Raw genomic sequence first — 14,893 nt, forward strand, 5'->3', positions numbered from 1 at the left:
AAGAACCTTTGCGCGATGCAAAGGTTCTTTTGGTTATGAGTGACTTGGCAACCAGCTGAGAGTGAAGGTCAGTTGCTCAGCTTTCAAGAGGTCTTGGTGTTGGATGCTAGATACTGGGGACTTGTCCAATCGGCATTCTTTGACAAAGTTGAAGTGGTTGTAGTTTTGCTCGGCATGGATATCCAGCCATTTATTTTCCTTAGCCAGGTAGATACGGAGGCGGTCAAAGAGAGGGATTCCGATATCGTAGCTGGGCTTGCCCGGACAGGTCGGATAGAATCCGAGAGCCGACCAGATGTACCAAGCAGAGAGACTACCATTGTCTTCATCGCCAGGATAGGCTTGCCAGCTTGGGTGAAAGGCTTTCTGACGCAGAGTCTTGATGAGTAGAGCAGTGTAGTCGGGGTAGTCACTATAGCGAAAGAGATATGGAATGTGGAAGCTAGGCTGGTTGGAAATGGCGATTTGCCCAAAAGGAGCGGTAGCCATCTCGCTCATTTCATGAATCTCGTAACCATAGCCAGTGGTTTCAAAGAGGGGAGCGTCCTGACAGGCTTTCAAAAGATAGTGACTGAAGGCTTCTTTTCCACCCATAAGCTGGATTAAGCCGGGGATGTCGTGGAGGACGCCTAAAGTCGCTTGAACGGCAGAGCATTCGGCGTAGTCGCGTCCCCAACTATAAGGAGAGAAGTCAGGGCGGAAGTTGCCTTGGCTATCTCGCGCACGCATGTAACCTGTCGCAGTGTCAAATAGATGGCGGTAATTTTGTGACGAAGTTCTATAAGTTTCCGCGATGTCATTCTGACCAAGCTTTTCGGCACAGCTGGCGATACAAAAGTCACTATAGGCGTAGTCTAGGGTATGGCTAACGCTTTCGTGGTGGTCGGTAGAGTAGCCCAGTTCTTGGTATTGGGCTAGTCCATGGCGACCATTGATGCCGAGAGAGTCGGACTTGCTGGCTGTTTCAAGCATGGCTTGGAGGAGTTCTTTTTCTAGGTCGGGGGCCATGTCCTTGCAGGCGCTATCTGCGATAATGCCGTCTAAAAGGGTACCAGGCATCATACCACGTTCATCTGGGGCCAGCCATTTTGGAAGGAAACCAGTATCGCGGTAGCTATTGAGGAAACCTTCTAAAAAGCGGTGATAGTGTTCCGGTATGATCAGGGCAAAGAGGGGGAAGGTGGTGCGGAAGGTATCCCAGAAACCATTGTTGCTAAAGAGGACGCCGGGCTTGACAGTACCAGTAGCCAAATCCATGTGGATGGCTTGCCCTGACTCATCAACCTCATAAAAAGTCTGAGGAAATAGGAAGAGTCTGTAGAGGCAGTGGTCAAAGAAGGTTCGGTCAGCTTCTCCTGTCTCTATAACGTCAAAACGATGGAGGAGATTTTCCCAGTCCGCTTGGGCATTTTCTTTAAAGCTATCAAAATCTTCTTGAGGTAGATTGACTAGAGCTTGAGAAGGGGATATGAAAGAAGTGCCTAGTTGAATCTCGGCTTGACTGCTTGCTAAGTCAATTCGCCAGTCTCCCTCTTCTTGTGTGATAGCAAGAATATCCGTATTCATTTGTAGAGCAGTAAACAGTATCAGCGGATTTTTGTTGGTCTCTGTTTTTCCCTCTTGACGCAGGGCAAGAGTCCGCTTATCTATTTGTTCTACTGTAAGTTCATCTGCTGCGTGAAGATAGAGGGAGAGGACTTTGCCTTGCTTTTGCTCCAAACGAATAGAAGCGCCATAGCAAGTCGGTGTCAGTTGGCTTTCAATCTGATAGCGCAGGGAGAAAATCTTCAGATAATGAGATTGGAAGGAGGCTTTTTCGATATCATAAGAAGACTGGCGGTGAAAGAGACTGTCTCCCCCAAGCTGGCCTGTGACAGGTGTTAGGAGTAGCCAAGAATAGTCGCCAATCCAAGGACTTGGTTGATGGGTCAATCGAATCCCCTGAAAGATGGGCAGATGCGGATCGAAGAACCAAGCTCCCTCCTGGTCACTGGTCTGAGGCACAAAATAATTCATCCCAAAAGGTACGCCTGTATAAGGCAGAGTATTTCCCCGAGAGAAGGCATGCTTGCTAGCAGTACCAAAGCGGGTATCGATGGTTTCAAGTAGTGGTTTCATAGTCTTTCCTTTAGCTGTTTTTCTACATTATATCAGAAAAATGAGGCCTTTAGATATGGGGTTCGAAAGTAAGCAATTTTGTAGAGAAATGACTATCATTTGTGTATGTATTTTCTTTCTCAAAAACTATATACTGAACATGAAACTTGTTTGAAAGAGGAAACTGCACGATGATTTATTCGAAAGAAATTGTTAGAGAATGGCTAGACGAAGTAGCGGAGCGGGCTAAGGACCATCCGGAGTGGGTAGATGTCTTTGAGCGTTGCTATACAGACACCTTGGACAATACGGTTGAAATCTTAGAAGATGGCTCAACTTTTGTCTTGACTGGGGATATTCCTGCCATGTGGCTTCGGGATTCAACGGCCCAACTCAGACCTTACCTTCATGTGGCTAAAAGAGATCCTCTCTTGCGCCAGACCATTGCAGGTTTGGTTAAACGTCAGATGACCTTGATTCTCAAGGATCCTTATGCCAATTCCTTTAACATTGAGGAGAACTGGAAGGGCCACCACGAGACTGACCACACGGACCTTAATGGCTGGATCTGGGAACGCAAGTACGAGGTGGACTCGCTTTGTTATCCTTTGCAGTTGGCCTATCTTCTTTGGAAAGAGACTGGCGAGACCAGTCAGTTTGATGAGACTTTTGTCGCAGCGACCAAGGAAATTCTTCATCTCTGGACGGTAGAACAAGATCACAAGAACTCTCCTTATCGTTTCGTTCGGGATACAGACCGCAAGGAAGACACTCTGGTAAATGATGGTTTTGGACCTGCCTTTGCGGTGACAGGTATGACTTGGTCAGCCTTTCGCCCGAGTGATGACTGCTGCCAGTATAGCTATTTGATTCCGTCCAATATGTTTGCCGTAGTAGTCTTGGGTTATGTCCAAGAAATCTTTGCAGAACTAGACCTAGCTGATAGCCAAAATATCGTGGCAGACGCTAAACGCCTGCAGACGGAGATTCAAGAAGGAATCGAAAATTACGCCTACACCACTAATAGCAAGGGTGAAAAGATTTACGCCTTTGAAGTCGATGGTCTAGGAAATGCTAGCATCATGGATGATCCAAACGTACCAAGTTTGTTGGCTGCGCCTTATCTGGGCTACTGCGATGTCAACGATGAAGTGTATCAAGCAACTCGTCGCACCATTCTGAGCCCTGAAAATCCATACTTTTACCAAGGAGAATATGCTAGCGGTCTCGGAAGTTCTCATACCTTTTATCGCTATATCTGGCCTATTGCCCTTTCTATACAAGGTTTGACAACAAGAGATAAGGCAGAGAAGAAATTCTTACTCGATCAGCTGGTTGCCTGCGATGGTGGAACAGGTGTTATGCACGAAAGCTTCCACGTGGACGACCCAACGCTCTACTCACGTGAATGGTTTTCTTGGGCCAACATGATGTTTTGTGAGTTGGTTTTGGATTATCTAGATATTCGCTAGACAGTTCTTTAGTTAGATAGAAATAAAAATTTAAGTTAGAATGAGGTTTTACTTATGGAAAATGTTGTTGTACATATTATCTCACATAGTCACTGGGACCGTGAGTGGTATCTCCCTTTTGAAAGCCACCGGATGCAGTTGGTGGAGTTATTTGACAATCTTTTTGATCTCTTTGAAAATGACCCTGAGTTCAAGAGTTTCCACTTGGACGGCCAAACCATTGTCCTTGATGACTACTTGGAAATTCGTCCTGAAAATCGCGATAAAGTCCAACGTTACATTGACGAAGGCAAACTTAAAATTGGTCCCTTTTACATCTTGCAGGATGATTACTTGATTTCAAGTGAAGCCAATGTCCGCAATACCTTGATTGGTCAAGCTGAATGTGCAAAATGGGGCAAATCCACTCAGATTGGTTACTTCCCAGATACCTTTGGAAATATGGGACAAGCGCCTCAAATCCTTCAAAAGTCAGGTATTCACGTGGCAGCCTTTGGTCGTGGTGTCAAGCCGATTGGATTTGACAACCAAGTCCTCGAAGATGAGCAGTTCACTTCTCAGTTTTCAGAAATGTACTGGCAGGGCGCTGATGGAAGCCGCGTCCTCGGTATTCTCTTTGCTAACTGGTATAGTAATGGGAATGAAATCCCAGTTGATAAGGATGAGGCCCTAACCTTCTGGAAACAAAAACTGTCAGACGTGCGTGACTATGCTTCGACCAACCAGTGGTTGATGATGAACGGATGTGACCACCAGCCTGTACAGCGAAATCTGAGCGAAGCCATTCGTGTGGCAAATGAACTCTTCCCAGATGTGACCTTTGTTCATAGTTCCTTTGATGACTATATCCACGCAGTAGAAAGTGCTCTACCAGAGCAGTTATCAACGGTTACAGGTGAGTTGACAAGTCAGGAAACAGATGGTTGGTACACGCTTGCCAACACTTCTTCATCACGCATTTACCTTAAACAAGCCTTCCAAGAAAATAGCAACCTCCTAGAACAAGTAGTGGAGCCATTGACTGTCATCACTGGTGGTCACAACCATAAGGACCAGTTGACCTATGCTTGGAAAGTTCTTCTACAAAATGCGCCACATGACAGTATCTGTGGCTGTAGCGTGGACGAGGTTCACCGTGAGATGGAGACACGTTTTGCCAAGGTCAACCAAGTCGGAAACTTCGTTAAGACCAATCTTCTCAACGAGTGGAAGGGTAAAATCGCAACTCACGAAGCCCAAAGCGACCATCTTTTTACGGTCATCAACACAGGCTTGCATGACAAGGTTGACACTGTCAGCACAGTGATTGATGTGGCGACTTGTGATTTCAAAGAATTGCACCCAACAGAAGGCTATAAGAAGATGGCAGCCTTGACCTTGCCAAGCTACCGTGTCGAAGACTTGGAAGGGCATGCTATAGAAGTGAAAATCGAAGATCTGGGAGCTAATTTTGAGTATGATTTGCCAAAAGACAAGTTCCGTCAGGCTCGTATCGCTCGACAAGTGCGCGTGACAGTCCCTGTTCATCTGGCACCACTTTCTTGGACAACCTTCCAATTGCTTGAAGGAGAACAAGAACACCGTGACGGTATTTACCAAAATGGAGTGATTGATACGCCGTTTGTAACAGTAAGTGTGGATGAAAACATCACAGTCTATGACAAGACAACTCATGAAGCTTATGAAGATGTTGTTCGCTTTGAAGACCGTGGTGACATCGGGAATGAGTACATCTATTTCCAACCAAAAGGAACAGAGCCTATCTACGCCGAGCTGAAAGGCTATGAGGTCTTGGAAAATACAGCTCGTTTTGCCAAGATTTTGCTCAAGCATGAATTGACAATTCCAGTAAGTGCAGACGAAAAACTGGATGCGGAACAAAGAGGCATCATCGAGTTTATGACGCGTGAAGCTGGACGCTCAGATGAATGGACAAGCATTCTTCTTGAAACAGAGATGACCGTCTTTGTTGACAATCCACAAATTCGCTTTAAGACTCGCTTTACTAACACTGCCAAAGATCACCGCATCCGTCTCTTGGTCAAGACCCATAACACGCGTCCAAGCAATGACTCTGAAAGCATCTATGAGGTGGTGACAAGACCAAATAAACCAGCAGCTTCATGGGAAAATCCTGAAAATCCTCAACACCAACAAGCCTTTGTCAGCCTTTATGATGATAAAAAAGGGGTGACAGTGGCCAATAAAGGATTGCACGAGTATGAAATCCTTGGAGACGACACCATTGCAGTGACCATTCTTCGTGCCTCAGGTGAGTTAGGTGACTGGGGTTACTTCCCAACACCAGAAGCTCAGTGCTTGCGTGAGTTTGAAGTCGAGTTTGCTCTTGAATGCCACCAAGCCCAAGAACGCTTCTCAGCCTTCCGTCGTGCCAAAGCCTTCCAAACACCATTCACTAGTCTTCAAGTTGCTAAACAAGAAGGAAGTGTGGCAGCGACTGGTAGCCTCTTGAGTCATGCGGCGCTCAGCTTGCCACAAGTCTGCCCGACAGCCTTTAAAGTGGCTGAAAATGAAGAAGGATACGTACTTCGTTACTACAACATGAGTCAAGAAAATGTTCGTATATCAGAACACCAGCAAACCATTTTGGACTTGCTTGAACGACCATATCCAGTTCATTCAGGACTCTTAGCACCACAAGAAATTCGCACAGAATTGATCAAAAAAGAAGACATTTAACAGTTTTAAAGTGTTTGATAACTAATACTATGAGATAGAAAGGAGGGGCGAAAGAGTAAGGACTAACTGCTGATTCGCCCCTTTTTATGGGAAGAACAATGACCATTGCAACCATTGATATCGGAGGGACTGGGATTAAGTTTGCCAGTTTGACTCCTGATGGAAAAATACTAGATAAGACAAGTACTCCGACGCCAGAAAACTTGGAGTCTTTACTGATATGGCTAGACCAACGCTTGTCAGAACAGGATTACAGCGGCATTGCCATGAGCGTTCCAGGCGCGGTCAATCAAGAAACAGGTGTGATTGAGGGCATCAGTGCTGTACCTTATATTCACGGCTTTTCTTGGTATGAGGCCCTTGCTCATCATCAACTCCCTGTCCATCTAGAAAATGATGCCAACTGTGTTGGACTTAGTGAATTGCTAGCTCATCCAGAGATTGAAAATGCAGCCTGTGTCGTGATTGGGACAGGGATTGGTGGGGCCATGATTATCAATGGCAAGCTTCACCGAGGTCGCCACGGCTTGGGAGGAGAATTTGGCTACATGACAACCATTGAACCAGCAGAAAAGCTTAACAACTGGTCGCAACTAGCGTCAACTGGCAATATGGTGCGATACGTGATTGAAAAATCTGGTCAGACTGACTGGGACGGTCGCAAGATTTACCAAGAGGCTGCAGCTGGTAATGCTCTTTGTCAAGAAGCCATTTTGCGCATGAACCGCAATCTGGCTCAAGGCTTGCTCAATATCCAGTATCTCATCGACCCAGATGTCATCAGTCTGGGGGGCTCCATCAGTCAAAATCCAGACTTTATACAAGGGGTTAAAAAAGCTGTCGATGAATTTGTCGAAACCTACGAAGAATACACGGTCGCACCTGTCATCCAAGCCTGCACCTATCATGCAGATGCCAATCTCTACGGTGCCCTTGTCAACTGGCTACAGGAGGAAAATCAATGGTAACATTTACAGGACTTAGTCCCAAACAAACTCAGGCAATCGACTTGCTGACAAAACATATCTCTTTACCAGATGTGGAAGTGGCTGTCGCTCAGTCTGACCAAGCATCTATCTCTCTCAAGGGTGAGGGTGGACACTATCAACTAACCTACCGCAAACCTCACCAACTTTACCGCGCCTTGTCTTTGTTGGCAACAGCTCTAGTAGAAGGTAACAAAGTAGCGATTGAAGAACAAGCTGCTTACGAAGAGTTGGCTTACATGGCTGACTGTTCGCGAAATGCAGTTTTGAATGTCGCTTCTGCCAAGCAGATGATTGAGGTCTTGGCTCTCATGGGCTACTCAACATTTGAGCTTTACATGGAGGACACCTACCAGATTGAGGGGCAACCTTACTTTGGTTACTTCCGTGGGGCTTATTCAGCTGAAGAGTTACAGGAAATCGAAGCCTATGCTCAGCAGTTTGACATGACCTTTGTGCCCTGTATCCAGACCTTGGCTCATTTGTCGGCCTTCGTTAAATGGGGTGTCAAAGAAGTGCAAGAACTCCGTGATGTAGAGGACATTCTCCTTATCGGTGAAGAAAAGGTTTATGATTTGATTGACGGGATGTTTGCCACTCTGTCTAAACTGCAGACACGCAAGGTCAATATTGGGATGGACGAAGCTCACTTGGTTGGTTTGGGGCGCTACCTCATTTTGAACGGTGTTGTGGACCGTAGTCTCCTCATGTGTCAACACTTGGAGCGCGTGCTGGATATTGCCGATAAGTATGGTTTCCACTGCCAAATGTGGAGTGACATGTTCTTCAAACTCATGTCAGCAGATGGCCAGTACGACCGTGATGTGGAAATTCCTGAGGGAACTCGTGTTTATTTAGATCGTCTCAAAGACCGTGTAACCTTGGTTTATTGGGATTATTATCAGGACAGCGAAGAAAAATACAACCGCAATTTCCGCAACCATCATAAGATTAGCCAAGATATTGCCTTTGCAGGTGGTGCTTGGAAGTGGATTGGTTTCACACCCAACAACCATTTCAGCCGTCTCATCGCTATCGAGGCCAATAAAGCCTGTCGTGCCAATCAGATAAAAGAAGTTATCGTGACTGGTTGGGGGGATAACGGTGGGGAAACTGCACAGTTCTCTATCCTACCAAGTCTGCAAATCTGGGCAGAACTCAGCTATCGCAATGACCTAGACCGTTTGTCTGCTCATTTCCAGACCAATACAGGTCTATCAGTTGAGGACTTCATGCAGATTGACCTAGCCAACCTCTTGCCAGACCTACCAGGCAATCTCAGTGGCATCAATCCCAACCGCTATGTCTTTTATCAGGATATTCTCTGTCCGATTCTTGACAGACACATGACACCTGAACAGGACAAGCCCCACTTTGCGCATGCTGCGGAGACCCTTGCTGCTATCAAAGACAAAGCAGGCATCTACGCCTATCTCTTTGAAACACAGTCTCAGTTGAATGCTATTTTAAGCAGTAAAGTGGATGTGGGACGACGCATCCGTCAGGCCTACCAAGTAAACGATAAGGAAAGTCTACAAGAAATTGCAAGACAAGAATTGCCAAAACTCAGAAGTCAAATCGAACACTTCCATGCCCTCTTTAGCCACCAATGGTTGAAAGAAAATAAGGTCTTTGGCTTGGATACAGTCGATATTCGTATGGGCGGACTCTTGCAACGCATCAAACGAGCAGAAAGTCGTATCGAAGCTTATCTGTCTGATCAGATTGACCGCATCGACGAGCTAGAAGTTGAAATCCTACCATTTACTGATTTCTACGCAGACAGGGATTTCGCAGCAACTACAGCCAATCAGTGGCATACCATTGCGACAGCATCGACGATTTATACGACTTAGGCATTCATCACAAACAGTTAAGCATCTCCTTTTAAATTGATGGAGATGTTTTTTGATTTGGAGATAGGGAAGGAGTATAATGAAGGTAGAAAGATAGTTTGGAGGTATGACCATGAAAAAGCTACTACTAGTCCTAGGTGCGAGTGTGCTAGTTTTATCTGCCTGCCACAAGGCGACAGAAGATAGCGTAACTAGTCCGTCAATACCAAGGGAGCAACAAACCAAGGAAACAACCAACTATTTTCACTATTTAGCAGATTCCTATCAAAAGGCTCTTTCGCATGAAAAAAATCATAAGGATACAACCGTCCAATCACCTATGGCTGCTACAGTTGCAGCCATGGAAGAACTCCAGTTATCTAATCCGACTGATCAAGCCTTGATTATGAAGAACTACTCAGATTTTCAGAAGCTAATCCAATACAACACTGAAAAGTGGGAGGAAGAGTTTGCAAGCTGGGCTTCTTCTATGGGGCAGTCCTATCATAGACTAGAGCATGCAAACTTTGATGAAAAGAATGACCTCATCAAAAAATTAGAAACAACAACTGTCTCTCAGAAAAGTGTCAAATGGAATGTTTTTGGAGTATCGAGTGACAATGCTTATGACTACTTGATTTTGGATGCCTACTATGACAATCAGGACAAACATTTCTACCTATTTACACTGAAGGATGGGCAAGCACAGGTCTTGCATGCCGATAAGACACTGGAAACTATCCCTACTGCAAATTTTGAAGAGACTGAGAACACAGATTTAGCGCAACGTTTTAAGGAATTTCTATTAAAAACAAGTGTAACCACAGAGAGCGAGCCAGATACAGATAATAGTTCTTTAATAGACAAGATAAAAACAACCATGGAATCCTATTCGGATAGTAAAGGTGAAAGATTTAAGTCAACTAACTTAGCAACATATGGTCACTACTATGGACTAGCAGTGCCAGACCAGATAATGCAATTTGGACAAGTAGATGGGGTGAATTATACTTTTAAATGGTATGTGTATAGTGCAGGTTCAGGTTCTGGGCGGTTTGAAATCCTAGCTTGCTATGTGAATGAAGCAGAGACAGAGGTGATTCTCTTTGGCTACAAGGATGGTAATCCTGCTCTTTTACATACCGAAGGAAGACCAGAGATTGATAAAAATGAATCATGGGCTATCATAAATGCCCAGGTTCATTTTGTCGAGTTTCATCACCCAATATTAGAACAAGTTTTCAATTAGTAAAGAGGAAATACATTTATCGTATGCAGAGTGTTTCTCGTGAAACCTATTTCTTATAAAAAACTTCTCCACAAAAAATAATTTGTGGAGTTTTTTCTATAATTAGTAGTTTAACCTAGCCTTCAAATAGGAGTATACTAATAATGTAATCGTTATCAAACCTAAAAATTCGATGAAATCAGTTTTTAGGAATAAAAAGGGAGGAAATTATGAAAAAGTTTTCAAAGACCTTGAGAGATAACTGGATCTTTCTCTTGATGGTTTTACCAGGGGCACTCTGGTTGATTCTATTCTTTTACATTCCAGTATTTGGGAATGTGGTCGCCTTTAAAGACTACCATATGACCAGTAATGGTTTCATAGATAGTATTGTGAATAGTAAATGGGTCGGGTTAGATAATTTCAGATTCTTGTTTAGTTCAAAAGATGCCTTTATCATCACTCGTAATACCGTTCTCTACAATCTTGGCTTTATCTTTATCGGTTTGATTGTATCAGTAGGGATTGCCATCATCCTCAGCGAGCTTCGCTCTAAGAGAATGGTTAAGATTTTCCAAACATCTATGTTGTTCCCTTACTTCTTGTCATGGGTTATCATCAGTTTCTTTACAGATGCCTTCCTAAACATTGACAAAGGGGTCTTCAACCATTTCCTAACATCCATTGGCATGAAGGAAGTCAACTTCTACGCTGACTTAGGCATTTGGCCATATCTTCTCCTTTTTCTTGGTATTTGGAAAGGCTTTGGATATAGCAGTGTCATGTACTATGCGACAATCATGGGAATTGATCCAACCTACTACGAAGCAGCAACAGTGGACGGGGCTAGCAAGTGGCAACGCATTCGCAACGTAACCATTCCACAGTTGACTCCGCTTGTAACAGTCTTGACCATCCTTGCAGTCGGAAATATCTTCCGTGCAGACTTTGGTCTCTTCTATCAAATCCCACACAATGCTGGTCAGCTTTACAATGTAACCAACGTTTTGGACGTATATGTATTTAATGGTTTGACTCAGACAGCAGATATCGGTATGGCTTCAGCAGCCGGTCTTTACCAATCCGTTGTCGGTTTGATTCTGGTTATCCTATCAAACTTGCTTGCAAGACGAGTCGATCCAAACTCAGCTTTGTTCTAGAAAGGAGGAGAATATGGCAGAAAAGAAAATTAAAAAAGAAAAAATCGATAATGTCGGCATTCACTCCTTCAGTAAGAAAGCAGATATCTTCTTTAGTATCATCTCTGGTTTGATCGCTCTTTCTTGTATCTTGCCCTTTATCTTCGTTATCATCATTTCGGTGACAGATGAAAAGAGCATCCTCCAGTATGGATATAGCTTTTTCCCATCACAGTTTGGATTAGATGGTTTTGAGTTCTTGGCTCAGTTTAAGGATAAAATCCTCCAAGCGCTCTTTATCTCAGTCTTTGTAACAGTAGTCGGAACAGTGACCAACGTCTTCATCACGACAACTTATGCCTACGCCATCTCACGGACAACCTTTAAGTACCGCAGATTCTTTACGATCTTCGCTCTTCTTAGTATGTTGTTCAATGCTGGTTTGGTACCAGGCTATATCGTGGTTACTCGCCTGCTTCAACTGGGTGATACCGTTTGGGCCTTGATTGTTCCAATGCTTCTCTCACCATTCAACATCATCTTGATGCGTTCCTTCTTCAAGAAGACCATTCCAGAAGCCATTCTCGAATCTGCTCGTATCGATGGTGCCAGTGAAGCTCGGATCTTCTTCCAGATTTGTTTGCCATTGTCACTTCCAGGTATCGCAACCATTACGCTTTTGACAGCTCTTGGTTTCTGGAACGACTGGTTCAACGCCCTTCTTTATATCAAGAGTGACAACTTGTATCCATTGCAATATTTGCTTATGCAAATCCAGCAAAATATGGACTACATCGCAAAAGCAGTCGGCCTATCTGGTCAACTGGGAGTCGCTCTACCGAAAGAAACAGGTCGTATGGCCATGGTTGTTGTTGCAACCCTTCCGATTGCCATTCTGTATCCATTCTTCCAACGCTACTTTGTTAAAGGGTTGACAATCGGTGGTGTGAAAGAATAGCACTTGCTGAGAAACACCGTTTCTCCCTTCCCAACTTCATCTTAGTGGCTGAAGTTAAAATCATTAAATCGTTTATAAGTTTAAAAATAAAAAAGGAGTTTTTATCATGAAAAACTGGAAAAAATATGCTTTTGCATCTGCTAGCGTAGTCGCTTTGGCTGCAAGTCTTGCTGCTTGTGGAAACCTTTCAGGTAACAACAAAAAAGCTGCTGACTCAGCTTCAGGTGACAAACCTGTTCTTAAAATGTACCAAATCGGTGACAAACCAGACAACTTGGATGAATTGCTAGAAAATGCAAACAAAATCATCGAAGAAAAAGTTGGTGCTAAATTGGATATCCAATACCTTGGATGGGGTGACTACGGTAAGAAAATGTCAGTTATCACATCATCAGGTGAAAACTACGATATTGCCTTTGCAGATAACTATGTTGTAAATGCTCAAAAAGGTGCTTACGCTGACTTGACAGAATTGTACAAGAAAGAAGGAGCAGAGCTTTACAAAGCACTTGACCCAGCTTACATCAAAGGGAACACTGTAAACGGTAAGATTTACGCTGTTCCAGTTGCAGCCAACGTTGCATCATCTCAAAACTTTGCCTTTAACGGCGCTCTTCTTGCCAAATATGGCATTGATATTTCAGGTGTCACTTCATACGAAACACTTGAACCAGTCTTGAAACAAATTAAAGAGAAAGCTCCAGACGTAGTACCATTTGCGGTTACGAAGAACTTCATCCCATCTGATAACTTTGACTATCCAGTACCAAACGGACTTCCATTCGTTATCGACCTTGAAGGAGATACTACTAAGATCGTAAACCGTTACGAAGTGCCTCGTTTCAAAGAACACTTGAAGACTCTTCACAAATTCTATGAAGCAGGATACATTCCAAAAGACGTAGCAACAAGCGACACTTCATTTGACCTTCAACAAGATACTTGGTTCGTTCGTGAAGAAACAGTAGGACCAGCTGACTACGGTAACAGCTTGCTTTCACGTGTTGCTAACAAAGATATCCAAATCAAACCAATCACTAACTTTATCAAGAAAAACCAAACAACACAAGTTGCTAACTTTGTCATCTCAAACAACTCTAAGAACAAAGAAAAATCAATGGAAGTGTTGAATCTCTTGAACACAAACCCAGAACTCTTGAACGGACTTGTTTACGGTCCAGAAGGCAAGAACTGGGAAAAAGTTGAAGGTAAAGAAAACCGTGTACGCGTCCTTGATGCTTACAAAGGAAACACTCACATGTCAGGTTGGAACACTGGTAACAACTGGATCCTTTACATCAACGAAAACGTTACAGACCAACAAATCGAAGATTCTAAGAAACAATTGGCAGAAGCCAAAGAATCTCCAGCACTTGGATTCATCTTTAACACTGACAGTGTGAAATCTGAAATCTCAGCAATTTCTAACACAATGCAACAATTCGATACAGCTATCAACACTGGTACTGTAGACCCAGATAAAGCAATCCCAGAATTGATGGAAAAATTGAAATCTGAAGGTGCCTACGAAAAAGTATTGAACGAAATGCAAAAACAATACGACGAATTCTTGAAAAACAAAAAATCATAATATAAACTGATTTCGTGTATTCATTCCTAATTCCTAAAAATGTGATCACTGCCTTCCTTAGTTTTCTAGGGGAGGTAGTGATTTTTAGGATACAAAAAAGAAAATAGTAGTTCTAAGAGTTTCGACGATGTGATACACGTGTATCTACAGGAGGTCTATCATGAAAAAGTATCAGCTTCTATTCAAAACAAGTGCAATTTTATCCTACCTATTTTTCGTATTTGGTCTTTCTCAGCTGACGTCTATTGTTCAAAATTATTGGCAATTTTCTTCCCAGATAGGCAATTTCTTCTGGATTCAAAATATCTTGAGTTTGCTATTTAGCGGAGTCATGATTTGGATTCTGGTTAAGACAGGCCATGGTTATCTCTTTCGTGTGCCGAGAAAAAAATGGCTCTGGTATTCGATTTTGACAGTATTAGTGGTAGTGCTCCAGATCTCTTTTAACGTTCAGACAGCTAAATATGTTCAGTCAACTGCGGAAGGTTGGGCTCTACTGATTGGCTTTAGTGAGACCAATTTTGCTGAGCTAGGTCTCTATATAACCTTGTTCTTTCTGGGGCCATTGATGGAAGAGTTGCTCTATAGAGGATTACTTCAACATGCCTTCTTTAAAGATTCGAGATTTGGTCTTGATTTGATCCTTCCGTCTATTTTGTTTGCTCTCCCTCATTTTTCAAGCCTGCCTAGTCTGTTAGATATCTTCGTCTTTGCAACAGTTGGAATCATCTTTGCTGGTTTGACCCGCTATACTAAGAGCATTTATCCTTCCTATGCGGTGCATGTTATCAATAATATTGTAGCGACCTTGCCATTTTTGCTGACTTTTTTACATAGAGTGTTTGGGTAAAACACTGGCGCGAGTTAGGAAGTATAGTTTTTCAATT

At 43.4% G+C, this 14,893-nt stretch carries 10 protein-coding genes; 9 read left to right on the forward strand and 1 reads right to left on the reverse strand.

Annotated features, from left to right (window positions below; translation table 11 throughout):
- Positions 1 to 33 precede the first annotated feature (33 nt).
- The gene (locus D8852_RS01590) at positions 34 to 2,118 is read right to left on the reverse strand and encodes a GH92 family glycosyl hydrolase (RefSeq protein ID WP_125424945.1); all 2,085 of its coding nucleotides are present in this window, start codon (positions 2,116 to 2,118) and stop codon (positions 34 to 36) included.
- 170 nt (positions 2,119 to 2,288) lie between these two features.
- Here D8852_RS01590 and D8852_RS01595 point away from each other — a divergent pair, with 170 nt between their 5' ends.
- The 9 genes from D8852_RS01595 to D8852_RS01635 all read left to right on the forward strand — a co-directional run bounded on the left by D8852_RS01595 (position 2,289) and on the right by D8852_RS01635 (position 14,856).
- The gene (locus D8852_RS01595) at positions 2,289 to 3,569 is read left to right on the forward strand and encodes a glycoside hydrolase family 125 protein (RefSeq protein WP_125424946.1); all 1,281 of its coding nucleotides are present in this window, start codon (positions 2,289 to 2,291) and stop codon (positions 3,567 to 3,569) included.
- Between the two features lie 54 nt (positions 3,570 to 3,623).
- Complete coding sequence (locus D8852_RS01600) at positions 3,624 to 6,269, forward strand: alpha-mannosidase (RefSeq protein ID WP_125424947.1); 2,646 nt, start codon at positions 3,624 to 3,626, stop codon at positions 6,267 to 6,269.
- Between the two features lie 98 nt (positions 6,270 to 6,367).
- Complete coding sequence (locus tag D8852_RS01605; protein WP_185755563.1) at positions 6,368 to 7,237, forward strand: ROK family protein; 870 nt, start codon at positions 6,368 to 6,370, stop codon at positions 7,235 to 7,237.
- A complete protein-coding gene (locus D8852_RS01610) occupies positions 7,231 to 9,111 on the forward strand; it encodes a beta-N-acetylhexosaminidase (RefSeq protein WP_125424949.1) in 1,881 nt (626 codons plus the stop codon). Before D8852_RS01605 ends, D8852_RS01610 begins: the two co-directional genes overlap by 7 nt.
- A gap of 112 nt (positions 9,112 to 9,223) precedes the next feature.
- Positions 9,224 to 10,339 carry a DUF4767 domain-containing protein gene (locus tag D8852_RS01615; protein ID WP_125424950.1) on the forward strand — a complete coding sequence of 372 codons (1,116 nt, stop codon included), beginning with the start codon at positions 9,224 to 9,226 and terminating at the stop codon, positions 10,337 to 10,339.
- A 209-nt stretch (positions 10,340 to 10,548) separates the two neighbouring features.
- Positions 10,549 to 11,478, forward strand: a complete 930-nt coding sequence (locus D8852_RS01620) for an ABC transporter permease (RefSeq protein WP_000714584.1) — start codon at positions 10,549 to 10,551, stop codon at positions 11,476 to 11,478.
- Between the two features lie 13 nt (positions 11,479 to 11,491).
- The gene (locus tag D8852_RS01625; protein ID WP_000818345.1) at positions 11,492 to 12,415 is read left to right on the forward strand and encodes a carbohydrate ABC transporter permease; all 924 of its coding nucleotides are present in this window, start codon (positions 11,492 to 11,494) and stop codon (positions 12,413 to 12,415) included.
- Positions 12,416 to 12,521: 106 nt separating this feature from the next.
- Positions 12,522 to 14,006, forward strand: a complete 1,485-nt coding sequence (locus tag D8852_RS01630; protein WP_000800423.1) for an ABC transporter substrate-binding protein — start codon at positions 12,522 to 12,524, stop codon at positions 14,004 to 14,006.
- Positions 14,007 to 14,166: 160 nt separating this feature from the next.
- Positions 14,167 to 14,856 (forward strand): CPBP family intramembrane glutamic endopeptidase, encoded by a 690-nt coding sequence (locus D8852_RS01635; RefSeq protein ID WP_125424951.1) that lies wholly within the window; start codon positions 14,167 to 14,169, stop codon positions 14,854 to 14,856.
- Positions 14,857 to 14,893: the final 37 nt, after the last annotated feature.

It is taken from the genome of Streptococcus mitis, assembly GCF_003942695.1.
Classification (GTDB): Bacteria; Bacillota; Bacilli; order Lactobacillales; family Streptococcaceae; genus Streptococcus; species Streptococcus mitis_BD.